Annotated in this window: 21 protein-coding genes; 18 read left to right on the top strand and 3 right to left on the bottom strand. The window is 60.2% G+C overall.

Annotated elements, in window-relative coordinates; genetic code table 11:
* The first annotated feature begins 158 nt into the window (after positions 1 to 158).
* Positions 159 to 1,094, top strand: a complete 936-nt coding sequence (locus tag RHSP_RS28545; protein ID WP_004127129.1) for an NAD-dependent epimerase/dehydratase family protein — start codon at positions 159 to 161, stop codon at positions 1,092 to 1,094.
* Positions 1,095 to 1,214: 120 nt separating this feature from the next.
* On the opposite strand, the gene RHSP_RS28540 is transcribed toward RHSP_RS28545, so the two are convergent.
* A complete protein-coding gene (locus RHSP_RS28540) occupies positions 1,215 to 2,501 on the bottom strand; it encodes a nucleotide sugar dehydrogenase (protein WP_004127128.1) in 1,287 nt (428 codons plus the stop codon).
* A 254-nt stretch (positions 2,502 to 2,755) separates the two neighbouring features.
* Here RHSP_RS28540 and RHSP_RS28535 point away from each other — a divergent pair, with 254 nt between their 5' ends.
* The 4 genes from RHSP_RS28535 (at position 2,756) to RHSP_RS28520 (ending at position 6,441) form a co-directional block, all read left to right on the top strand.
* Positions 2,756 to 2,944, top strand: a complete 189-nt coding sequence (locus tag RHSP_RS28535) for a hypothetical protein (RefSeq protein ID WP_037155076.1) — start codon at positions 2,756 to 2,758, stop codon at positions 2,942 to 2,944.
* Positions 2,945 to 3,071: 127 nt separating this feature from the next.
* Positions 3,072 to 3,755: a YoaK family protein gene (locus RHSP_RS28530; RefSeq protein ID WP_004127126.1), complete on the top strand. Its 684-nt coding sequence runs from the start codon at positions 3,072 to 3,074 to the stop codon at positions 3,753 to 3,755.
* 156 nt (positions 3,756 to 3,911) lie between these two features.
* The gene (galE, locus tag RHSP_RS28525; protein WP_004127124.1) at positions 3,912 to 4,895 is read left to right on the top strand and encodes a UDP-glucose 4-epimerase GalE; all 984 of its coding nucleotides are present in this window, start codon (positions 3,912 to 3,914) and stop codon (positions 4,893 to 4,895) included.
* A complete protein-coding gene (locus RHSP_RS28520; protein ID WP_037155074.1) occupies positions 4,873 to 6,441 on the top strand; it encodes an alkaline phosphatase family protein in 1,569 nt (522 codons plus the stop codon). The genes galE and RHSP_RS28520 overlap by 23 nt, the downstream gene beginning before the upstream one ends.
* 5 nt (positions 6,442 to 6,446) lie before the next feature.
* Here RHSP_RS28520 and RHSP_RS28515 read toward each other — a convergent pair whose 3' ends face one another.
* Positions 6,447 to 6,953, bottom strand: coding sequence for a DUF1993 domain-containing protein (locus RHSP_RS28515; RefSeq protein WP_004127121.1), 507 nt, complete (start codon positions 6,951 to 6,953; stop codon positions 6,447 to 6,449).
* 375 nt (positions 6,954 to 7,328) lie between these two features.
* Between RHSP_RS28515 and RHSP_RS28510 the strand changes: the two genes are divergently transcribed.
* The 13 genes from RHSP_RS28510 (at position 7,329) to RHSP_RS28455 (ending at position 21,630) form a co-directional block, all read left to right on the top strand.
* Positions 7,329 to 8,258 carry a sugar ABC transporter substrate-binding protein gene (locus RHSP_RS28510; RefSeq protein WP_037155072.1) on the top strand — a complete coding sequence of 310 codons (930 nt, stop codon included), beginning with the start codon at positions 7,329 to 7,331 and terminating at the stop codon, positions 8,256 to 8,258.
* Between the two features lie 72 nt (positions 8,259 to 8,330).
* Positions 8,331 to 9,872 (top strand): sugar ABC transporter ATP-binding protein, encoded by a 1,542-nt coding sequence (locus RHSP_RS28505; RefSeq protein WP_004127105.1) that lies wholly within the window; start codon positions 8,331 to 8,333, stop codon positions 9,870 to 9,872.
* Positions 9,873 to 9,904: 32 nt separating this feature from the next.
* On the top strand, positions 9,905 to 10,930 hold the full coding sequence (locus RHSP_RS28500) for an ABC transporter permease (RefSeq protein WP_004127101.1): 1,026 nt from the start codon (positions 9,905 to 9,907) through the stop codon (positions 10,928 to 10,930).
* 207 nt (positions 10,931 to 11,137) lie between these two features.
* The gene (locus RHSP_RS28495; protein ID WP_004127099.1) at positions 11,138 to 12,208 is read left to right on the top strand and encodes a dipeptidase; all 1,071 of its coding nucleotides are present in this window, start codon (positions 11,138 to 11,140) and stop codon (positions 12,206 to 12,208) included.
* Positions 12,209 to 12,244: 36 nt separating this feature from the next.
* Positions 12,245 to 13,885, top strand: coding sequence for an ABC transporter substrate-binding protein (locus tag RHSP_RS28490; RefSeq protein ID WP_004127097.1), 1,641 nt, complete (start codon positions 12,245 to 12,247; stop codon positions 13,883 to 13,885).
* A 21-nt stretch (positions 13,886 to 13,906) separates the two neighbouring features.
* Positions 13,907 to 14,974 (top strand): ABC transporter permease, encoded by a 1,068-nt coding sequence (locus RHSP_RS28485; RefSeq protein WP_004127094.1) that lies wholly within the window; start codon positions 13,907 to 13,909, stop codon positions 14,972 to 14,974.
* Positions 14,971 to 15,897 (top strand): ABC transporter permease, encoded by a 927-nt coding sequence (locus RHSP_RS28480; RefSeq protein ID WP_037155070.1) that lies wholly within the window; start codon positions 14,971 to 14,973, stop codon positions 15,895 to 15,897. Before RHSP_RS28485 ends, RHSP_RS28480 begins: the two co-directional genes overlap by 4 nt.
* Entirely contained in the window at positions 15,894 to 16,727 is an 834-nt protein-coding gene (locus tag RHSP_RS28475; RefSeq protein ID WP_004127089.1) for an ABC transporter ATP-binding protein, read from the top strand. Before RHSP_RS28480 ends, RHSP_RS28475 begins: the two co-directional genes overlap by 4 nt.
* Positions 16,724 to 17,473: an ABC transporter ATP-binding protein gene (locus tag RHSP_RS28470; RefSeq protein ID WP_004127087.1), complete on the top strand. Its 750-nt coding sequence runs from the start codon at positions 16,724 to 16,726 to the stop codon at positions 17,471 to 17,473. The genes RHSP_RS28475 and RHSP_RS28470 overlap by 4 nt, the downstream gene beginning before the upstream one ends.
* 262 nt (positions 17,474 to 17,735) lie before the next feature.
* On the top strand, positions 17,736 to 17,924 hold the full coding sequence (locus RHSP_RS28465; protein WP_037155068.1) for a hypothetical protein: 189 nt from the start codon (positions 17,736 to 17,738) through the stop codon (positions 17,922 to 17,924).
* Between the two features lie 162 nt (positions 17,925 to 18,086).
* Positions 18,087 to 18,245, top strand: a complete 159-nt coding sequence (locus tag RHSP_RS35240; RefSeq protein WP_167332680.1) for a hypothetical protein — start codon at positions 18,087 to 18,089, stop codon at positions 18,243 to 18,245.
* A 736-nt stretch (positions 18,246 to 18,981) separates the two neighbouring features.
* Complete coding sequence (locus RHSP_RS28460) at positions 18,982 to 20,196, top strand: OpgC family protein (RefSeq protein ID WP_004127086.1); 1,215 nt, start codon at positions 18,982 to 18,984, stop codon at positions 20,194 to 20,196.
* A gap of 342 nt (positions 20,197 to 20,538) precedes the next feature.
* Positions 20,539 to 21,630 (top strand): porin, encoded by a 1,092-nt coding sequence (locus tag RHSP_RS28455; RefSeq protein WP_004127085.1) that lies wholly within the window; start codon positions 20,539 to 20,541, stop codon positions 21,628 to 21,630.
* A gap of 443 nt (positions 21,631 to 22,073) precedes the next feature.
* Here the strand turns inward: RHSP_RS28455 and RHSP_RS28450 are convergent, their stop codons facing one another.
* Complete coding sequence (locus RHSP_RS28450; RefSeq protein ID WP_004127084.1) at positions 22,074 to 23,843, bottom strand: glucan ABC transporter ATP-binding protein/ permease; 1,770 nt, start codon at positions 23,841 to 23,843, stop codon at positions 22,074 to 22,076.
* Positions 23,844 to 23,965 lie beyond the last annotated feature (122 nt).

The raw sequence follows: 23,965 nt of genomic DNA, 5'->3' as shown, positions 1-23,965 counted from the left end.
GCGAGCGGCGACGGCGGTTTCATATTTTGTGCATCTCATATTGCGGATTGGTGCACAACTGCCTTGCGCCAGATTCCCCGGTCTTGTTCCGGGCTGACATCCGGTGCATTGCATTGACGCAATGAAGACTGGCACGAACGAGCAGAGGTAGCGGACGCATGATCCTGGTCACCGGCGCAACTGGTTTTGTCGGGCAAGCGCTCTGTGCCGAGCTTTCGCGGAGACAGATGGCGTACCGGCCTATCAGCCGCGTCTCGCGGCCGGGCTTTACCGCCATCGGCGCGATCGATGCGACGACGGATTGGGCCGCCGCGCTTGCCGGTGTCAGCATCGTCGTGCATCTAGCGGCGCGCGTTCACGTCATGAACGAAAGCGCTGCCGATCCGCTCGCCGCATTTCGCGCCGTCAATGTCGACGCCACGGTCAATCTGGCGCGGCAGGCGGCGAGAGCCGGGGTCAGGCGCTTTATCTTTCTGAGCTCGATCAAGGTCAATGGCGAGGAAACTGCGCCGGGAAGGCCATTTAGGGCTTCCGACGCGCCACATCCGGAAGATGCCTATGGCCGCTCGAAGCTGGAGGCGGAAGAGGCGCTGCTTACCATCGGCGCCGAAACCGGCATGGAAGTCGTCATCATCCGGCCGCCGCTGGTTTACGGGCCTGGCGTGAAGGCGAATTTCGCCAGCCTGATGAGGTGGGCCGCACGGTCGTTTCCCTGGCCGTTCGGCGCGGTTCGAAACCGCAGGTCGCTCGTGTTCGTCGGCAACCTCGTCGATTTCATGCTGCTTTGCAGTTCCCATCCGGCTGCAGCGAACCGTGCGTTCCTCATCAGCGATGACAAGGATCTCTCGATCGGCGAATTGATCTCCAGATTGTCGTCGGCGCAGGGGAGGAAAGCCTTGATGTTGCCGGTCCCGCCAATGCTGCTGGAAGGGCTTGCGGCGCTGCTTGGACGCCGTGCGGCAGCGCGCCGCCTGCTCGGTTCGCTTCAGGTCGATATTGGCGAAACAAAAGCGATCACCGGCTGGTCGCCACCCTATTCCATCGAGCAGGGCCTGGCGGCGACGGTCGCCGGCTCCGAAGCGAAGGGTCGCTAGGCTGACTGCGGAGCCGGTTAGAGCTTTTCCGCTTTTGTTCGAATTGCGAAAACGCCCTATCTTCCTGTTTCTTTGTGCATTCCGGACGGAAAACCGCTGAGCACTTTTCCTGGAAATGCTCTAAAGGCTCCAGACGGAATGCCCGTCGAGCCGGGGATTGTCGCGTTCCAGTGCTGCCTTCACGTCGACCACCACGCCGTTTTCGCCCAGTAGATTGAGAATCTCCGCCGCACTATCGGCCAGATAGGATTTGTGCGGCACGGCGAGGACGACGGCGTCGAGCTTGCCGAAATCCTGAAGCGCGGCCAGACGTATGCCGTATTCCTCCTCCGCTTCCGCATGGTTCGCCATGGGATCGTGCACCAGCGGTTCCAGGCCGAACTGATGCAGTTCACTTATAATATCGGGTACGCGGCTGTTGCGCAGATCGGGTACGTTTTCCTTGAAGGTCAGGCCGAAAATGCCGATGCGGGCGCCATTGATCGGCCTTTTGGCCGAGACCAGCATCTTGATGAGCTTCTGGGCGATGAAGGCGCCCATGCCGTCATTGATGCGGCGGCCGGAGAGGATGACTTCCGGATGATAGCCGAGCTCTTCGGCCTTGGCCGTCAGGTAATACGGATCGACGCCGATGCAATGGCCACCCACCAGACCGGGGGTGAAGGGCAGGAAATTCCATTTCGTCCGTGCCGCCTTCAGCACGTCGGCGGTGCGGATATCCATCTTCTCGAAAATGATCGAAAGCTCGTTCATCAGCGCGATGTTGACGTCGCGCTGGGTGTTTTCGATCACCTTGGCGGCTTCGGCCACCTTGATGCTCGGAGCGCGATGGATGCCGGCCTCGACCACGGCGCCGTAGACGGCGGCGATCCTCTCCAGCGTTTCCTCGTCGTCGCCGGCGACGACCTTCACGATGCGCTCGAAAGTGTGTTCCTTGTCGCCGGGGTTGATGCGCTCCGGCGAATAGCCGACATGGAAGTCCACGCCCTGCCGCAGGCCGGAGACCTCCGACAGCACAAGGCCGCAGACCTCTTCCGTCACGCCGGGATACACGGTCGATTCGTAGACGACGATCGAGCCTTTGCGCAAAACCTTACCGACCGTGCGCGAGGCGGAGACCATTGGCCGCAGATCCGGCTGGCGGTTGCGGTCGATCGGCGTCGGCACGGCGACGATGAACATATCGCGATCCTGCAGATCCTGCATGTCGCTGCTGATGCGCAGCCCGCTCGATCGCAGCCGTTCGGCCGAAATCTCGCGGGTATCGTCCTCGCCGGCCTTCAACGCAGCGACGCGCGAGGCCTTGATGTCGAAACCGACCACATCATGAAATTTTTCGGCGAGCGCAATCGCGACTGGAAGGCCTACATAACCGAGGCCGATAACGGCAATTTTTTCGTTCAACACAGTTTACCTCGAACAATCCACCTGAATTAGCCCAAATCCGCAGCCCGTGTCAGCGGCAATATTCGCGTTTGGGATCATTTCAGATGCCGGTCGCATGAATGTGATGACCGGTTGCCCGCTTTGCAACGGACCCAGGATAAAGCGTCGCTGCAAGCTGCGACTGCAGTTTGCTGGAGATGATACCTATCGAAACTTTCTTCCGCCGAACCCATTTATTAGGGTGAGACTTACTTTTTCAGAAAGCGTGGTTCGCAATGCGAAACAGCTATCTCAAACAACTACGCACCCAGCGCGAGGCGCTCGAAGCCAAGCTGGAACTACATATAGCCCGCTATTGTTTCGGTGATGGCGAGGTGGACGACGGCACCGAGGCAGAGCTCCGGCATGGTATCGCGGAAATATCCGACGAGATTGCGGATCTCGAACGCGATCGCGGCGAGTAAGCGCTGCGGGAGCTTTTCCGCTTGCTACTACCGTCGGCCAAACGCAGGAACCTCATCGGTAACGGCTCGACAGGGACGGCCATTCGGCGCGATAAGGTCGGAGACGATAAAAGCGAGCGAGGGGCCTATGAAGCCGAGCCTGCCTACTTTGTTGAGCATCAATGGCGGCTATGTCGATACCGCCGGTTTTCTTGCCCTGCACGGCCTGTTCACCGCGCATGTCACCGGCAACTTCGTCACGCTCGGTGCCGCCCTGGCCTTGGGAGCCTCGGGCGCGGTCGCCAAGCTTCTGGCGCTGCCGGTCTTTTGCGTCGTCGTCATTCTCGCCCGCCTTGTCGGCGGCGATCTTTCCCGGCGCAATCTGCCGACATTGCAGATCGTCCTCTCGCTTAAATTCCTGTTGCTGGTGCTGGCAGCGATTCTTGCCATGCGCTTCGGCCCGTTTGGCGATGGGGACGGCTGGCAGGCGATCCTGACCGGCATGACGCTTGTCGCCGCGATGGCCATCCAGACCACAGCGCATCGCATCCATCTCGGCTCGACACCGCCGACGACGATGATGACGGGCACGACGACGCAGATCATGATCGACATCGCCGATCTGCTGCGCGGCGCCAAGCCCGAGGAGAAAGCAGCGATGAAGGCGCGGCTCGCGCGCATGGGGGCTGCGGTCGGCGGCTTTGCGCTTGGCTGCGCGGTGGCGGCAGGGCTCTTCCTGCTCGTCGGCATGGCTTGTTTTCTCGTCCCGCCGGTTCTGGCGCTTGCCGGAATTCTCATGCATGCCGGCAAGATGGAGGCGAAGCCGGCATAGGCGGGTTTTGGCTCGCGCCCATTCCTGACACTGCCAATCTTGCTCCTTTTGCCAGCCTTGCAAGTCGGCTACAGCTCTCTAAGTGTACGCGTCGGATCGAACCCGGTCCGCCGCATTTAGGGGCGGCATTTGTCTGTAGCTTGAGAAGGGGTGATCATGGCAGGAGAAACGGTGCTTGTGGTGGGCGGAGCCGGCTATATCGGTTCGCACACATGTCTGGATCTGGCGAACAAGGGCTTTCAGCCCGTCGTCTACGACAATTTCTCCAACGGCCATCGTGAATTCGTCAAATGGGGTCCGGCAGAGGAAGGCGACATTCGCGATCGGGCGCGCCTCGACGAGGTGCTCGCCAAATACAAGCCCGCCGCCATCCTGCATTTCGCCGCGCTGATCGAAGTGGGTGAATCGGTCAAGGATCCCGTATCCTTCTATGAAAATAACGTCATCGGCACGCTGACCCTGCTTTCGGCAGCCCAGGCTGCTGGCGTGAACGCCTTCGTCTTTTCCTCCACCTGCGCGACCTATGGCCTGCCGCAGAGCGTGCCGCTCGACGAAAGCCATCGGCAGGTGCCGATCAATCCCTACGGCCGCACGAAATACATCGTCGAGCAGGCGCTTGCCGATTATGACCAGTACAAGGGGCTGCGCTCCGTCGTGCTGCGCTATTTCAACGCCGCCGGCGCGGATTTCGAAGGCCGTATCGGCGAGTGGCATACGCCGGAAACTCATGCCATCCCGCTCGCCATCGATGCGGCCCTCGGCCGCCGCCAGGGCTTCAAGGTGTTCGGCAGCGATTACGACACGCGCGATGGCACCTGCGTGCGCGATTACATCCATGTGCTCGATCTTGCCGACGCCCATGTCCGCGCCGTGGAATATCTGCTGCGCGGCGGCGATTCCGTCGCGCTCAATCTGGGCACGGGCACCGGCACGACGGTGAAGGAACTGCTCGGAACGATCGAGACAGTGTCGAATCGGCCGTTCCCCGTCGAATATGTCGGCCGCCGCGAGGGCGATTCGACGACGCTCGTCGCCAATAACGACAAGGCCCGCGATATTCTCGGTTGGTCACCGCAATATGATCTGACCGAGATCATCCAATCCGCTTGGAACTGGCATGCCAAGTCCAACCAGCACTGAGCGTTCCTCCTTAGCTGGCACTGGAGGCAAGCGCCCGAACGTCCTGTTGATTTCGGCCGACCAATGGCGGGGGGATTGCCTCTCCGCCGTCGGTCATGAATGTGTGAAGACGCCGAATGTCGACGCTCTGGCGCAGGAAGGCGTGCTTTTCCGCCGGCATTATGCTGGTGCGGCACCCTGCTCGCCGGCGCGGGCGACGCTCTATACCGGCCTCTATCAGATGAACCATCGCGTTTGCCGCAACGGTTCGCCGCTGGACGCTCGGTTCGACAATGTCGCGCTTGCGGCCCGTCGGGCCGGCTATGACCCGACGCTGTTCGGTTATACCGACACGGCGCCTGATCCGCGCAGCCGCGATCCCCACGATCCGCATCTGACCACCTATGAAGGTGTACTCCCCGGCTTCACGCCGCGGCAGCTCCTGCCCGAACATGAAAAGCAGTGGCTATCCTGGCTGCGATCGCGCGGCCATGCCGATGCCGTCAGCCGCGATATCCATATCCCAGTCGGTGCGGCACCCGGCGAGATTTCCAACAATGCGCCTGCCTATTCCAAGGATGAGACGCAGACGGCTTTCCTGGCGGGCGAGTTCATTCGCTGGCTCGGAGAGCAGGACGCACCCTGGTTTGCGCATGTTTCGTTTCTGCGGCCGCACCCGCCATTCTCGGTGCCCGAACCCTACAATCGCATGTTCTCCACGTCCGACGGCCCCGCCTTCGCCCGCGCTCAGGACCGCGAGACGGAGGAGGCTGCGCATCCGCTGCTCGCCTTCGCGCTGCCGCTGATCGACAAAAGCGGGTTCATGTATGGCGGCCAGGGCTCCATCGACGAATGGACTTCTCAGGATTTTTCAGCGATCCGCGCCGTCTACTACGGCATGATCGCCGAAGTCGATGCGCAGCTCGGGCGGATCTGGCAGGCGCTGAAGAATGCCGGCGCCTGGGACGACACGGTGATCGTCTTTACGTCGGACCATGCCGAAATGATGGGCGATCACTGGATGCTCGGCAAGGGCGGCTTCTATGACGGCAGCTATCATGTGCCGCTTGTCATTCGCGATCCAGGCCAATCCGCCGCACATGGCCGGCAGGTGAAGCATTTCACCAGCGCCGCGGATATCTTCCCGAGCCTGTGCGACCGGCTTGGAACTGCTCCGGCTAACCATGTCGATGGCGAAAGCCTTCTGCCGTTCCTGTCGGGTTCCGAACCGGCGAACTGGCGCGAGGCGGCATTCTGGGAGTTCGATTTCCGGGATATCGCCGATGGGATTCCCGAGCGGCATTTCGGGCTGAAATCCAATGCCTGCAACCTCGCCGTCATCCGCGACGAACGGTTCAAATATGTCCATTGCGCCGGTCTTCGGCCGCTCCTCTTCGATCTCGCAAAGGACCCGGCGGAGCTCTCCAATGTTGCCGATGACGGCGGCTATATGTCGATCAGGCTTGCCTATGCCGAAAAGCTTCTTTCCCTCCGGGCGCAGCATCTGGACCAGACGCTTGCCTATACGGAACTGACGGAGAAAGGGCCGGTTTCGCTCCGGCCCTGATCGCTTCAGCCAAGCGGTCCGAGATAGGTCATCTTGCCGATGGGCAGGCCACGGCTGCGCAGGATGCCGTGGGCGGTGGCGACATGGAAGAAGAAGTTCGGCAGCGCGAACTTCGTCAGATAATCCTCGCCCTTGAAGGCCATCTTGTTGCCTCCAGGCGAGATCGTCACCTCGCGCGTTTCGCTACCTTCCAAGGCTTGCGGCGTCACGGTTGCCAGGAAATCCTGCGTTTTCTTCAGGCGCTCACGCAGCTCGGCAACGGTGGTCTCCTTGTCCTCGAAGCGTGGCGCATCGATGCCTGCGAGCCGGGCGATGGCCAGTTTCGCAGAGTCGGAAGCGCGCTGGAATTGGCCTGAAAGCGGCAGCATGTCGTCGAAGAGCCGCGCTGCGACGAGCTCACTGGGCTCGATGCCCTTTTCAGAGGCATAGGCTTCGATCTGGTCGAGGTAGACCGAGAGGTTTTGCAGGCCGCGTTGAAAGACGGGGACCGAGAAACTGTACATCGAGGGCATGTTTGTTCTCCGTTGCGGGCCGCCTGCGGGCGGCCGGGATCAATCTTATCCTACTCCGTTCCCATCGCGATGGAATAACCGTTTCATTGGGCGGGGTGATGCTATGTAGGTTCGACGGCGAGGACTTGCACTAGCGCCCGCAAGAAATCCGTCTTCTTCGCCTCCGAGAATGATGCCCGAATTTAGTATTGACCTTTGTCGCGAAAAATGGAATGAATATTCCGTACTTGGAATTTTACGGTTTGTTTGTTCCGTTTTTTTTCAACGCAGTCGGCATGGGAGTGCCGACCGAATTGATGACAGGCCCCACGGTCGAGATCGGGGGCTCCGGCATTCAGGAGGGGTGTGGCCGGGCACCGCATCTGGGAGGAAAATATGAAGAAATTCATTCTTGGCTCGGCAATGGCGCTTCTGTTGTCGACCGCTGCTCATGCTCAAACGATCGGCGTATCCATGGCGCTGTTCGACGACAACTTCCTGACCGTTCTGCGCAACGGCATGCAGGACTATGCAAAGGGCATGAGCGGCGTGACGCTGCAGGTCGAAGACGCTCAGAACGACGTTGCCAAGCAGCAGAGCCAGATCCAGAACTTCATCGCCAGTAAGGTCGATGCCATCATCGTCAACCCGGTCGATACCGACGCAACGGCTGCCATCTCCAAGCTGGCTGCCGACGCCAAGATCCCGCTCGTCTACGTCAACCGCGAGCCGGCCAACGTCGACAGCCTTCCGGACAAGCAGGCCTTCGTCGCATCCAACGAGCAGGAATCCGGCACGCTGGAAACCAAGGAAGTTTGCCGAATCCTCGGCGGCAAGGGCAAGGCCGTCGTCATGATGGGCGAATTGTCCAACCAGGCAGCCCGCATGCGTACGAAGGACGTTCATGACGTTCTGGCTACCGATGGCTGCAAGGGCATCAAGATCGTTCAGGAGCAGACTGCAAACTGGCAGCGTACCCAGGGCGCCGACCTGATGACCAACTGGCTCTCCAGCGGTCTCGAATTCGACGCGGTCATCTCCAACAACGACGAAATGGCGATCGGCGCCATCCAGGCGTTGAAGGCTGCGGGCAAGCCAATGGACAAGATCGTCGTCGCCGGCGTCGATGCGACGCAGGACGCGCTTGCCGCCATGCAGGCCGGCGACCTGAAGGTCACCGTGTTCCAGGATGCTGCCGGTCAGGGCAAGGGCGCGGTCGATGCCGCGCTGAAGCTCGCCAAGGGCGATAAGATCGACAAAAAGGTCTATATTCCCTTCCAGCTCGTGACGCCGACAAACGTCAAGGACTTCGTCAAGAAGAACTGATCGCATGGCGATCGACGGATGCGGGCATTCGAGCCCGCATCCTCATAAATCCGATCTGCCCGGGAGGGAAAAATGGTTGTGAGCCCATCCACCATGGCGGCGGTGCGCGCCAGCGGCGTTGTTCCGAATGCCGCCTATCTGCTGAGCGCGGAAGGCATCCGCAAGGAATTTCCCGGCGTGCTGGCCCTCGACGACGTTTCTTTCCACCTGAAGCGCGGAACGGTGCATGCGCTGATGGGTGAAAACGGCGCGGGCAAGTCTACGCTGATGAAGATCCTTGCCGGCATCTATATCCCCGACCAGGGTGATGTGCGCCTCAAGGGCGTGGAAATCCGGCTGAAGTCGCCGCTCGATGCGCTGGAAAACGGCATCGCGATGATCCATCAGGAACTGAACCTGATGCCCTATATGACGGTGGCGGAGAATATCTGGATCCGGCGTGAGCCGAAGAACCGTTTCGGCTTCGTCGATCATACGGAGATGAGACGCAAGACCGAGGAACTCTTCCATCGCCTGAACATTTCCATCGATCCTGAAATCCAGGTGCGCGAGCTTTCAGTTGCCAACCGGCAGATGGTCGAAATCGCCAAGGCGGTTTCCTATAATTCCGACGTGCTGATCATGGATGAACCGACCTCGGCCCTGACCGAGCGCGAGGTGGCGCATCTCTTCCAGATCATCCGCGATTTGCGCACCCAGGGCATCGGCATTGTCTACATCACCCACAAGATGAACGAGCTGTTCGAGATCGCCGACGAATTCTCGGTGTTCCGCGACGGCAAGTATATCGGCACGCATGCCTCCACCGATGTGACGCGCGACGACATCATCCGCATGATGGTCGGCCGCGAGATCACGCAGATGTTTCCGAAGGAGGAGGTGCCGATCGGCGAGACCGTGCTTTCGGTCAAGGATCTCAGCCTCGACGGCGTATTCTCGAATGTGTCCTTCGATGTCAGAGCCGGCGAAATTCTCGGCGTTGCCGGCCTGGTCGGCTCCGGTCGGTCGAATGTCGCCGAAACCATTTTCGGCGTGACGCCGGCCTCGTCGGGCACGATCCAGCTCTTCGGCAAGGCGGCCACGATTTCCTCGCCGGCGGACGCCATCCGTCACCGGATGGCCTTCCTGACGGAAGACCGCAAGGATACCGGCTGTCTTCTCATCCTCAGCGTGCTTGAGAACATGCAGGTCGCGGTGCTGCACGACAAATTCGTGCGCGGCGGCTTCGTGCAGGAAGGGCCGATCGAGCAGGCGTGCGAGGAGATGGCGAAGAAGTTGCGCGTCAAGACGCCCAACCTTGATGAGCGCATCGAAAACCTTTCCGGCGGCAATCAGCAGAAGGCGCTGATCGGCCGGTGGATGCTGACCAACCCGCGCATTCTGATCCTCGACGAGCCGACCCGCGGCATCGACGTCGGCGCCAAGGCGGAAATCCATCGCCTGGTCACCGAAATGGCGCGCAACGGCGTCGCCGTCATCATGATCTCCTCGGAAATGCCGGAGGTGCTCGGCATGAGCGATCGGATCATGGTGATGCACGAAGGACGGGTGACCGGATTCCTGGATCGCGCGGACGCAACTCAAGTGAAGGTGATGGAACTGGCCGCGCAGTGACGCCGCCAATCATCGCAAGGGAGGATTGAACCATGGTTAGCAAAGTTGCAGAGGCGGCCGCACCGGCATTGACTCGTCCTAGACGCCGTCGCGTTCCGCCGGAACTCGGCATCTTCCTTGTGCTGATCGGCATTGCGCTTCTCTGTGAAATCCTCGGCTGGATCTTCGTCGGCCAGAGCTTCCTGATGAACCTGCAGCGCCTGAAGATCATGATCCTGCAGGTTTCGGTCATCGGCATCATCTCCGTCGGCGTGACGCAGGTCATCATTACGGGTGGCATCGACCTGTCATCAGGTTCCGTCGTCGGCCTGACGGCCATGGTGGCGGCCAGCTTCGCTCAGTCCTCCACCTGGGCGCGGGCCGTCTATCCGGCGCTGACCGACATGCCCTTCTTCGTTCCGATCGGCATCGGTTTGCTGATCGGCCTCGTTGCGGGCTATATCAACGGCCAGCTCATTACCCGCACGAAAATTCCGCCCTTCATCGCCACGCTCGGCATGATGGTCTCGGCACGCGGCCTGTCGAAGCTCTACACCAAGGGGCAACCAATCTCGGGCTTGACCGATCAGTTCAATTTCATCGGCTCCGGCATCTGGCCCGTCGTCGTCTTCCTGATCATCGCCGTCGTTTTCCATATCGTGCTGCGCTATACGCGCTACGGCAAGTTCACCTATGCGATCGGTGCCAATGTGCAGGCGGCGCGCGTCTCGGGCATCAATGTCGAGGGGCATCTGGTCAAGGTCTATGCGATTGCCGGGCTTCTGGCAGGCCTTGCCGGCATCATTACGGCTGCTCGTGTCCAGACGGCGCAGGCCGGCATGGGCGTGACATATGAATTGGACGCTATCGCTGCGGCCGTCATCGGCGGCACCTCGCTCACCGGCGGCGTCGGGCGCATCGCCGGCACGGTGATCGGCACGATCATCCTCGGCGTGATGATCTCCGGCTTCACCTTCCTGAACGTCGACGCCTATTACCAGGAAATCGCCAAGGGCGTCATCATCATCGCCGCCGTCGCCATCGACGTCTACCGCCAGAAGAAGCGCGCCAAACGCTGAAATGCCCGACACATCGTCAGCGATCGAGAGGCGGGGTTTCTACCCCGCCTTTTCTGTTTAGCGGTTTTTGCCGCGCTTTTTCTGCTTAAATGAGCCATTCCATGCAAATGCAAATTTTTTTCATTTGGGTATGGCGAATCCTGTCAGCTTTTCTATTCTGCCACTTTCCATTCGCTCCCCCGTCGGGGCGCCTATCCAGGGTAGACGATGCAATCCGTATTCGATGGTCACAACGACGTTCTGCTGAGACTGTGGCATCATGCGCGCGATGGCGCCGATCCGATCGCCGAGTTCAGGGATGGAACGTCGAGCGGCCATATCGATGCGCCACGGGCCCGCGCAGGCGGGCTGGCCGGCGGTCTCTGCGCCATCTACATCCCATCAGGCGATCTCGTCTTTGCCAATCCTGACGTCAACGGTCACTACGCAACACCGCTTTCCGCTCCGCTGGAGCGGGCGCCGTCGCTGGATATCGCGCTGGAAATGGCAGCGATTGCCTTGCGGCTGGATCGTGCCGGTGTCTGGAAGCTCTGCCGCTCCACCGCTGATATCCGCGATTGCATGGAAAAGGGCGTTTTCGCAGCCGTGATGCACATGGAAGGCTGCGAAGCCATCGATGCCGATCTCGCAGCACTCGAAACCGTTTATGCAGCCGGCCTGCGCTCGCTCGGCCCCGTCTGGAGCCGCAACAATGTCTTTGCCCATGGTGTGCCTTTCGCCTATCCGAGTTCTCCGGACACCGGACCCGGTCTGACGGATGCCGGCTTTGCGCTGGTGCGTGCATGCAACCGGCTCGGCATCCTCGTCGATCTCGCCCATATCACCGAGAAGGGCTTCTGGGATGTAGCCAAGACTACGGACCAGCCGCTGGTTGCCAGTCATTCCAATGCCCATGCCCTGACGCCGGTTGCGCGCAACCTCACCGACAGGCAGCTCGACGCCATCAGGGAAAGCCACGGCATCGTCGGCCTCAACTATGCGACGGCCATGCTGCGCGAGGATGCTCGCTCGGATGCCGATACGCCGCTCGAGGCGATGGTGCGCCATGTGGAGCATCTGGTCGATCGCGTTGGCATCGATTGCGTCGGCCTGGGATCGGACTTCGACGGCGCGACGATTCCCGCCGAAATCGGCGATGCGGCGGGCAATCAAATCCTGATTGCCGCCCTTCGGAAGGTTGGCTATGGTGAGGCCGATCTTGTAAAGCTGTGCAGGGAGAACTGGCTTCGCGTCCTGGCGTCCGCTTGGAAGGAAGGCAGCCGGTCAAGTGCGTCCTGATATTGCGTAAAGTTTGTTAAGAGGGGAATGAAAACAATGATGATTACCAAGATGAACAGCGGTTTCCGCGCGCTTTCCGCCGGCGTGGCTCTCTCGCTTCTGTTGATGGCGGCGCCGAACGCTTTCGCTGCGACGCCCAAGGATACGCTGGTTGAAGGCTTCGCCTTCGACGATATTCTGAGCATGGATCCGGCCGAAGCCTATGAGCTGTCGGCTGCCGAAATCACCGGCAACACCTACAGCCTGCTCGTCCGCCTCGACATCAACGACACCTCCAAGATCAAGGGCGACCTCGCCGAAAGCTGGTCGGTCTCCGACGATCACCTGACCTACACCTTCAAGCTGAAGTCAGGCCTGAAGTTCGCGTCCGGCAATCCGATCACGGCCGACGACGTTGCCTGGTCCTTCGAGCGTGTCGTCAAGCTCGACAAGAGCCCGGCCTTCATTCTCACCCAGTTCGGCATCAACGGCGGCAACGTGACGGAAAAGGCCAAGGCGACCGATCCGAACACCTTCACCTTCACCGTCGACAAGCCCTATGCGCCGAGCTTCGTGCTGAACTGCCTGACGGCAACCGTTGCCGAAGTGGTCGACAAGAAGCTGGTCATGCAGCATGTGAAGCCGGTCACGCCGTCTGCCGACTACAAATATGACAACGATTTCGGCAATGGCTGGCTGAAGACCGGCTTTGCCGGTTCCGGCCCGTTCAAGCTGCGCGAGTGGCGTGCCAACGAAGCCGTCGTGCTGGAGCGCAACGACAATTATTACGGCGACAAGACGAAGCTGAACCGCGTCATCTATCGCTTCATGAAGGAAAGCTCCGCGCAGCGTCTGGCTCTTGAGAACGGCGATATCGATATCGCCCGCAACCTCTCGCCGACCGATCTCACGGCCATCGAGAAGAACCCGAAGCTCGCTTCGACCAGCGCGCCCAAGGGCACGATCTACTACATGAGCCTCAACCAGAAGAATGCGAACCTTGCCAAGCCGGAAGTGCAGCAAGCGTTCAAGTCCCTGGTCGATTATGACGCCATCGGAAAGACGCTGATCAAGGGTATCGGCGAAATCCATCAGACCTTCGAGCCGAAGGGCATGCTCGGTTCGCTGGACGAGAACCCGTTCAAGCTCGACGTTGCCAAGGCCAAGGAATTGCTGGCCAAGGCAGGTCTGCCGAACGGCTTCTCGATCACGATGGACGTGCGCAGCATCGAGCCGGACACGAGCATCGCCACCGCGATCCAGCAGACCCTCGGCCAGGCCGGCATCAAGGTGGAGATCATCCCCGGCGACGGCAAGCAGAAGCTGACCAAGTATCGCGCCCGTAATCACGACATCTACTTCGGCAACTGGGGCCCGGACTATTGGGATCCCCATTCCAACGCCGATACCTTCACGACCAATGACGACAATTCGGATACCAGCACGAACAAGACGCTCGTCTGGCGCAACACCTGGACGGCGCCGGAGCTGGAGAAGCTCGCTAAGGCAGCCCTCTTCGAAGGGGATGCGGCCAAGCGCGGCGCCATGTATCAGGACATCGAAAAGAAGTTCATGGACGCGAGCCCCTTCGTCATCCTGTATCAGCAGACGGAAGTCGCCGGCTATCGCAAGGACGTGAAGGATTTCAAGCTCGGCCCGAGCTTCGACAACAACTTCGTCTGGCCGATCTCGAAGTGATGATCCGGCAGGATTAGTCTTTTGAGCACTGTCGAACGTAAAATGCAGGTGCGGCCCAAGAAGGGCCGTGCCGCTCCATTTTTCATGGGACTGCTGCGATTCCTGGTCGTGGCAGTCACCACCTATCTTGGTCTTCTCGCCGTTACCTTCTTCATCGGGCGCGTCATTCCGATCGATCCGGCGCTGGCGATCGCCGGCGACCACGCGCCGCAGCAGGTGCTGGAGCGCCTGCGGCGGGAGATGCATCTTGACCAACCGCTCTATCTGCAGTTCTATTATTATCTGCTGAGCGCCTTGAGCGGCGATTTCGGCACGTCGGTGCTGACGACCAATGCGGTCATGGACGACATCAAGCGCGTCTTTCCGGCGACGATGGAGCTTGCGACCGTCGGCACGATCATCGGCGCCGTCTTCGGCGTTCCCTTCGGCGTTCTCGCGGCAGTGCGCCGCAACAGCTTCATCGATCAGATCGTCCGCGTCATCGGCCTTGTCGGCTATTCCGTGCCGGTCTTCTGGCTGGCCATGGTTTCGCTCGTCATCTTCTATGCGAAGCTGAACTGGGTGGCTTATCCGGGCCGCATCGACATCGCCTTCGAATATACCTTCACGCCGGTCACGGGCTTCTTCCTGCTCGACAGCGCCATGCAGGGACAGTGGGATGTCTTCTGGGACGTCTTCCGCCACATCATCCTGCCGGCGTCGCTGCTCGGCTATTTCTCACTCGCCTATATCAGCCGCATGACGCGCAGCTTCATGCTGAACGAGCTCGGCCAGGAATATGTCGTGGCCGCGCGTGCCAAGGGGCTTTCCGAGACGCGGGTGATCTGGGGGCATGCGCTTCGCAGCGCTATGGTGCCGTTGATCACCGTCATCGCGCTTTCCTATGCCGGATTGCTCGAGGGCTCGGTGCTGACGGAAATCGTCTTTTCCTGGCCCGGCATCGGCTTCTACATTACCAGCTCGCTGCGCAATGCCGATATGAACGCCGTCCTCGGCGGCACCATCGTCGTCGGCACGGTTTTCATCGGCATCAACCTGATTTCCGATCTCCTGTATCGGACTCTCGATCCAAGGACTCGACGTAAATGACGGCTGAGACCACCCAACCCAGCTTGCGGGACTGGCTGCTGTCCGACCGGCCGCAGTCGCGCAGACAGGCAAGACTCGGGCGTGCCTACGTCACATGGCGGCAGTTTTCCGCCAATCGCCTCGCCGTTGTCGGCCTGCTGATCATCATCGCGCTTGTACTCATCGCGGCGCTTGCCGATGTCATCGCACCGCATTCGCCCGTCATCGGCGATCTGACCAATGCCTATCTGAAGCCGCCCGGCACGCCGGGCTATCTTCTCGGTACGGACGACCTCGGGCGCGATATTCTCTCGCGGCTCATCTACGGCTCGCGCTGGACGCTCTACATCGTCGTTCTGGTCGCGATCATATCGGCGCCGATCGGGCTGATCATCGGCATGATCTCCGGCTATCTCGGCGGCTGGACCGACACCATATTGATGCGCATCACCGATATCTTCCTTGCCTTCCCGAAGCTGGTGCTGGCGCTTGCCTTTGCCGGTGCGCTCGGGGCCGGCATCGAAAACGCCATCATCGCGATCGCCATCACCTCCTGGCCGCCCTATGCGCGCTTGGCGCGCGCGGAAACGATGACGGTGCGGCGCTCGGACTATATTGCCGCCGTACAGCTCATGGGCGCTTCGCCCCTGCGCATCATCTTCCGCCATGTCATGCCGCTCTGCATCTCCTCGGTGATCGTGCGCGTCACGCTCGATATGGCGGGCGTGATCCTGACGGCGGCCGGCCTCGGCTTCCTCGGCCTCGGTGCGCAGCCGCCTCTGCCGGAATGGGGCGTGATGATCGCCAGCGGCTTCAAATACTATCTCGATCAATGGTGGGTAGCGGCCATGCCCGGCATCGCGATCCTCATCGTCAGCCTCGGCTTCAACCTGCTTGGCGATGGCCTGCGCGACGCGCTCGATCCGAAGGAGAGCGGCCAATGACGACGCTGCTGACAGTCGAAAACCTCAAGGTTCGCTATCCGACGCGCACAGGCGTCATCGAAGCGGTGCGCGGCGTGTCCTTCACGCTCGGCCGCGAAAGGCTCGGGATCGTCGGCGAGAGCGGCTCCGGCAAATCGCAGACGGGCCGCGCGATCATGGGGCTTACGCCGCCGCATGCGCTCGTCAGTGCCGATAAGCTTGACTTCAGCGGCATGGACCTTCTGTCGATTTCCGCGAGGGAGCGCCGGTCGCTGCGGGGCAAGCGTATCGCCATGGTGCTGCAGGATCCGAAATATTCGCTCGATCCCGTGATGACCATCGGCAAGCAGATCACCGAGACGCTGCGCACGCACGAGAAGGTGAGCAAGGCGGAGGCGCGCGACCGAGCGCTTGCCATGCTCGAAGCCGTGCAGATCCGCGATCCCGGCCGTGTCTACGACCTGCATCCGCATGAGGTTTCGGGCGGCATGGGGCAGCGCGTCATGATCGCGATGATGCTGATCGCCGGACCGGAGCTGTTGATTGCCGACGAGCCGACCTCGGCGCTGGACGTGACCGTGCAGCTCGATGTCCTCAAAATCATGGACAAGCTGGTGTCGGAGCGCGGCATGGGACTGATTTTCGTGTCGCACGACCTGCGGCTGGTTTCCTCCTTCTGCGATCGCGTGCTCGTCATGTATGCAGGCAAGGTGGTGGAGGAAATCAAGGCTTCCGAGCTCAACAATGCCCAGCATCCCTACACGCGCGGTCTGCTGAGCTGCATGCCTGTGATCGGGGAGAATCGTCATCCGTTGCCGGTTCTCGACCGTAAACCGGAGTGGGCGGCATGACGGCGGCGCTTGCGGTTGACGGCCTCAGTGTCGTCTATGACGGTTACTACGCTCTCGATGCAGTCAGTGTCGATGTGAACAAGGGTGAATCCTTCGGCCTGGTCGGTGAATCCGGCTCCGGCAAATCGACGCTGCTGCGCGCCGTCGCGGGTCTTGCGCCCGTTACCGACGGCACGATCCGCGTCGGAGGCGAGCAGCTGAAGGGGGCAAAGCGCAGCAAGGTCTTTTATAGCCAGGTGCAGATGGTATTCCAGGACCCTTACGGTTCCCTCCATCCGCGCCAGACGATCGACCGTCTGCTCTTGGAGCCGCTGGCGATCCACGGGATCGGCGATAGCGAAACGCGCATCGCCAGGGCGCTCGACGAAGTGGGACTCGGGACCGGCTTTCGCTTCCGCTATCCGCATCAGCTTTCCGGTGGCCAGCGCCAGCGCGTCGCCATTGCGCGCGCGCTGATCGTGGAGCCATCCATCCTGTTGCTTGACGAGCCGACCTCAGCGCTCGATGCCTCGGTGCAGGCCGAAGTGCTCAATCTGCTCGAGCAGGTGCGCAGGGATCGCCAGCTGACATTCGTCATGGTGAGCCACGATCTCGGCGTCGTCACCCATATGTGCGAACGCCTGGCGGTCATGCGCAATGGTGCCGTTGTCGAGCGGCTGAGCGCCAAAGAACTGGCGGCGGGCGACGTCAAGGAAGACTACACGCGCAATCTCATGGTTGCCAGCAAAGGCTTCGTCCGCGCCTGAGCGGATGATGTCCGGCGGCTTGTCAGGTCAAAGCAGCTCGGCGTTTCACGGGAGTCGCCGAGCCGCCTTAACCGTTTGTTTTGATGGAATTCTGGACGGAAGAACCTCTGTACGCTTCTCCTGGAATTACTTAACGAGCGAGCCGTTGAAACACGACCAATCGTATAGACTATTGACACCTGCCGCAATTCTGTCATGATCTCGTTAATGGCGGTTAACTTTCGTGATCCCGAACGCGGGTCACACGTAAGTGGAGGCAGGTATGTTTTTCATGGGTGGCATGACCATGGGCTATCTTCATCCACCGGTGCCGGCGAAGCAGGAAGGTGTGCGGTCTGCTTCTCTTTCCGATGAAAAATGCCGCCGCCAGGCCGGTTCTGCCGAAGAGCCGACGGCCGATACGAGCGCTGTGGAGCGCAGTTTGATTTGGGCTCGCCGCATTCTCAGCTGATTTGGTTTTGTCGATCTTTTGAGCCCTCGCAACCCAATGGTTTAATTTTTCTCGAGCGGGCTGCTGGACAGAAATTCATCTCTACCTAATTGATAGGAATTGTATGAATGTCGGTCTGAAGCTTAGTCCGAGACACATAAGAAGAACGAACGGAGGCAACACATGGCGAATTTGGGCGTGTCTAATACGCATGTGAATCAGTTCGACGGTTCCAAGCGAACTGCCAAAACGCGTAGCAAGATACAGACGGCGGTCAACGTCGTGCTGTTTTCGGCAGCGTTTTTGTTCGTTGCGGCGATTGTGTTGGGTTTTGTGGTCTGATCGACGCGTTCGCGCGGAGGCGGGTCTGACCGGCTCATGGTCAGGCTTTTCGGAGTTCATTTTTTTCTATAGCGAATGGTGAGAGCGCGGCCGACAGATTTGTCGTTGCTGCGTTTTTGTTGTGGCCATGTCGTCATGGGCGTGCGCGAGATCGCACCGACGAGGCCTATGGAGCATTTCCAGGAAAAGTGCGCAGCGGCTTTCCGGCCGGAATGCGCAAGAAAACGAGAAGATAGAGCGTTTCCGCGATTCAAAGAAAAGCGAAAACGCTCGCCTCGATGGGCTCGGTCCGGTCAGCCATGCACGTGATCGTGATCGGCCGACAGCGATCGTGTAAAGCCCTCTGTCGTTGCGGCTGATATCTAATGTAAGGGGAATCGACTCGCCGTGACGACTGGATCTGACGACACAGGATCCGCCGGCCGGCTGTATCGTGTCGCGATCGAAGGCATTCTCGGCGGCTGAACCAATATGGCCGGCCCATGTCAAGCCGGCTTTGCCTTCACGATTGGATAGCTTGCGGTGGACATTGAGCCATCGGACGGAAAAATGTCTGCTTCCGTCTCAAAAGCGCCCAATGCGGCAGGATACTCGGTTCCCGTAATACGGACGGTCGCCCATCACCAGGGCATCTGATCGGACAGTCGCATTTCTGCACTGTTTTGCGTCGTCGTTCGGTGCAGGGAGGGAACTCTTTGGCTCCGATCGCATTTGATTGTCGGAACAGGAGATCTTGATGAACTCAAGGGCGAATATCGGCCCTGCATCGGCAAATCCAGTCAATTTGGCAGGGCCGGTGCTTCAGAGGGATACGCGGCTGGATGTGCTCAGGGCCTTGGCCTTGATCATGATCTTCATCAACCATGTGCCGGGGCAGATCTTCGAGTTCATGACCTCGAAGAATTTCGGTTTTTCCGACGGGGCCGAAGCCTTTGTGCTGATCTCTGGCATATCGGTCGGTCTCGCCTATGGAACCCGTTTTTCTCCCGGGAGCCGGCTGTCCGTGGCATGGAAGGCGGTCAAGCGCGCCTTCACGCTCTATACCGCGCATATGATCACCACCTTTGTGACGCTGGTGCTCTTCATCGCCGGCGCCTGGATTTTCCAGCAGAAGGGCCTGCTGTGCGAGGTGAATATCCTGGCCTTGCTGATGGATCCGGCTGGCGGTATCCCGGCGCTGCTCACGCTCGGACACCAGATCGGCTACAACAATATCCTTCCCATGTACGCTGCACTATTTCTCATGCTGCCGCTGATCATGCTGCTGGAGGAAAAAAGCCCACTGCTGCTGCTATTGGTTTCCGCCAGTGTCTGGCTCGTGTCGGGCATCTACTACATCGCGCCCCATACGACGCTGCTTGAAGGCTTCTGGTTCCTCAACCCGCTGTCCTGGCAATTTCTATTCGTCATTGGCTTCGTCGCCTGCATGCAGGTGAAGCGTGGTGGAAAGATCCCCGCTCATCCGCTGCTGATCGCGTTCGCCGCCTTGTACGTGCTCGTCTCCTTCGTCTGGGTCACCGACAAGCTCTGGGTGCTCGGCGATTATCTGGCGATGCTCGGCCTGCCGACCGTCGTCACCGGTTTCGACAAAACCTTCCTGTCGCTGCCGCGATTGCTGCATGTGCTGGCGCTGGCCTATCTGATCGTCAGCGTGCCATCCATTTCGCGGTTCTTGCGCCGTTCCGCTCATCATCCGCTGACGATCCTCGGGCGGCATTCGCTCGATATTTTCGTCGCGGGCACGATCCTTGCCATGGCCGGTCAGGTTCTTCTCTATGTGACCAACAAGAGCCCCATCGTCGGGGCGATCTATGTTGTCGTCGGCACCGCCGCACAGTTCCTCTATGCCTATCATCTCGAGCGCAAGCGGCTTCAGACGGCAGGGCAGCGGCCTGAAAAGGCACAGCTGGCGGTGACGGCCGTGTCGGCGCATATGGCAAAGCGCCGCTGAGCGCGCCATCGGGCCGCGCTTAGGGTGCGGCTTAAATATATGATTTTCCTCTAAATTAATTTGTGACACTTTCACGAAGGAAGTGTGACGTGATTTTTCTGCAACGCAAAATAATTGTGCTGCAGTGCGCCAGAAATTTAAGTGCCCAAAATCTTGTTGTGCAAAATTTAATTGTTATATCGTCGTCGTGACGGCGCTTAGGGAGTGCCGCCATCGCGTCGCCGGCTTATCCAAGGGGGATGGCCGTGCATTCGCGGGGATTGTCAAAATCGGGAATGGGTGCGGACGTCGAATTCTCGGCGCGATAGCTCATGTCCAATCGATACTGAATTGGAGTTATCTATGAATATCAGAAGTCTTCTTCTCGGTTCGGCCGCCGCTCTGGCAGCTGCATCGGGGGCGCAGGCGGCTGACGCCATTGTGGCCGCCGAGCCGGAACCGCTTCAATATGTTCGCATTTGTGATGCCTATGGCCCCGGCTACTTCTTTATACCGGGCACGGAAACCTGCCTCAAGGTCGGCGGCCGCGTCCGCACCGAAGGCGAATGGTACGATGCCTACAATGCCAGCAGCAAGAACGGCACGCTCTGGCATACCCGTGCAGAACTCGCCGTCGACACGGCGACGGACACCGAATACGGTCCGCTGAAGACCAACACGGTTATCCGCTGGGACTGGAACGACGGCAACACGACCAGCACCAAGCTGCTCTGGGCCAACATCAGCCTCGGCGGCTTCCTCGTCGGTAAGGCAGACTCTCAATACAATTCCTACATGGGCTATGCCGGCAACGTCATCAACGACGACGTCGTTTATGACGGCCCGAAGGAACTCAACCAGCTGACCTACAAGTACGATGCCGGCAACGGCTTCACTGCCGTCATCTCCGTGGAAGATTCCAACTCCGCAGGCGATACTTCGTCCTACGGCGGCGCCTGGCAGACCGGCAAGGGCAACCACTACGCTCCGGACGTGGTTCTCGGCGCCGGCTACAAGACGGGTGCTTGGACGCTGCGGGTCATCGGCGGCTATGACAGTGTCGTCGAGGAAGGCGCCATCAAGGCTCGTGTCGACGCCGACTTCGGCGACTTCAAGGCCTTCCTGATGGGTGGCTGGAACACCAATGGTGACAAGCTGAACAAGTATGCCGGCTCCTATCTCAACAGCAACCGTGCGGCCTGCCCGGTCAACGGCGCGGATTGCGGTTGGGGCGATTGGGCCTTCTGGACGGGTGCCAGCTATCAGATCAATCCGAAGCTGCAGGCCAATGCTCAGCTTGCCTATACCGACTCGAAGATCTTCGCCGCAACGGCCAATGTTGCCTGGCGTCCGGTCAAGGATCTGCTGGTTCAGCCGGAAGTCTCCTACACGAACTGGGATGCTGCCGATCGCGATCAGTGGGCCGGCGTTCTCCGCTTCGAGCGCAAGTTCTGATCCGATCTAGGCTGGGTACCGATCTTAGCTCCTGGTGGCGCCCAGCCGAATTGACCTCCGATCAGAAAACGGAAAGGCCCGGTTTTCCCGCCGGGCCTTTCTTGTTTTTGGTTGGCTGTGTATTCGTTCAAGGGAACGGATCTTGGCGGGCCGCTCCTTGCGGGCATAGCCCCTCACCCTAGCCCTCTCCCCGTTGAAACGGGGAGAGGGGACCTGTTCCGCATCTGCGGCACCATCACGCATGGGCTGAAGGTATCGGTTTTTACGCGCGATAAGCTCCCTCTCCCCGCTCGTGCGGGGAGAGGGTTGGGGTGAGGGGCCAAGTCGCAGGGTTGCGGTGGCATCACGTTTTCCTGACAAACATCGTCCGGCCCGAAGCTTCGACAGCAAAAAGCCGGGAGAGCATCACTCTCCCGGCTTCCATTTTGGGCCCCTTGCGAAGATCAGGCGGCTTCGTTTTCCGTTGCGCGCGCCTTGCGGACCTCTTCGTCCGTCAGGATGCCGCTGGCGCGCAGCAGGGCGGCGAAGCGGCCGTTGCTCTGGCTGAGCTCGTTGAAGCTGCCGTTCTCGATGATGCGGCCGTTGTCAAGGAAGAGGACCATATCGGCCTCGCGGACCGTCGACAGGCGGTGCGCAATGATGAAGGTCGTGCGGTTCTGGCGCAGGTTGTCGATCGCCGTCTTGACCCGGTTTTCGGTTTCGACGTCGAGCGCGCTGGTGGCTTCGTCGAGCACCAGGATCGGCGCATCCTTCAGGATGGCGCGGGCGATCGCGATACGCTGGCGCTCACCACCCGAGAGCTTGTTGCCACGCTCGCCGACGCGGGTATCGTAGCCGCTTTCGCGGTTTTCGATGAAGTCGTTGGCGGCGGCGGCCTGGGCTGCACGGATCATTTCTTCCTGCGTAGCACCTTCGCGGCCGAGGCAGATGTTGTCGCTGATCGAGCGGTTCAGCAGACCGGCATCCTGGAACACGGTGGCGATGAAGCGGCGCAGCGACTTGCGCGTCACCTTGGTGATGTCGTGACCGTCGACGAGGATCTGGCCCTTCTGCGGGTCGAAAACGCGCTGCAGCAGGTTGACGAGCGTCGTCTTGCCGGCGCCGGTCGGGCCGACGATGGCGACGGTCTGGCCAGCCTTCACCTTGAAGGAGATGTCGTGCAGGCCCTGTGAGGTATTGGCGAAGCCGAAGGATATATCGCGGAACTCCACTTCGCCCTTGACGTCCTTGATCTCGGCCAGGCCAGCAGGCTCTTCGCGGTCGCGGACCGAATCTTCCAGCGAGTAGAAGTCGATGAGCTTGGCGCGGGCTTCGAAAATCTGGTTTGCGAAGTTGCGCAGCTGCTCCAGGCGGCCGATCAGCACGTTGGCGAAGGCGATGAAGGTGATCAGCGCGCCAAGGCTCAGGCTGCCGTCCTGAACGAGAACGGTACCAATCATCAGGATCGCCATCATGGCAACGGTCGAAGCCGTACGGTTCAGCGCGCCGGCAAGAGCCCACCAGTCAAGAACCGGATACTGGGCGGCCAGCAGGCGTTCGGTGAACGACTTCAGCGCCTTGGTTTCAGCTTCGATACGGTTGTAGCTGTGCAGCACCGAGACGTTGCTGATCGAGTCGCTGACATGCGAGAAGACGGTATTGTAGTGACTTTCGACCGAGGTCTGGCCGTCCTTCGTGCGGCTCATGACCAGGCGGCCGATGAACCAGTAGAAGACGCCGAGCAGGATGAGCACTGCGGACAGGCGCATGTCCATCGACATGGCGGTCGGGATCATGATGACGAGCGCAACGGCGGTCGACAGATGGTTGCGCATGAATTCGAGCCACAGGCCGAACAGCGCTTCGCAAGCGCGCAGCAGCGTGTTTAGCGCGCTCGCCGTGCCGCGCTGGCTATGCCAGGATAGCGGCATCGAGATGATGCGGCCGAATGCTTCGGTCAAAAGGGAGGCGCGGCGGCCATGCGCGAGACGATCCGCCTCGCGGGATACCACGATGAAGGCTACGGCGCTGAAGACGGCAAAGCTCGCCCAAAGCACCATGGTCGGCGTGACGGCCTCTTTCTTGGCAATGGCGTCGAAGATGCGGCCGAACAGAACCGGTTCGTAAATGGTGGTCATCGCCAACGCGATGTTTGCGATCACGACCATCCACACGCGGTATCGGTACGCGCCAAGATACTTCAGGGCTCTCGCATAGACTTTGAACAGTGACACGTCTGGCACCCTCTTTGCATCGGCAAAACTCGGAATGCTCGGATGCTACAGATCGCTACCTGAACCGGCGATTAACGGAATCTGACGCTGTTTTTTAACGCGAATTTTCGCGTCATACGCGC

Source organism: Rhizobium freirei PRF 81 (assembly GCF_000359745.1).
GTDB classification, from domain to species: domain Bacteria; phylum Pseudomonadota; class Alphaproteobacteria; order Rhizobiales; family Rhizobiaceae; genus Rhizobium; species Rhizobium freirei.
Note: the sequence above shows the minus strand (reverse complement) of the source record. Positions and strands in the feature narration are given on the sequence as shown.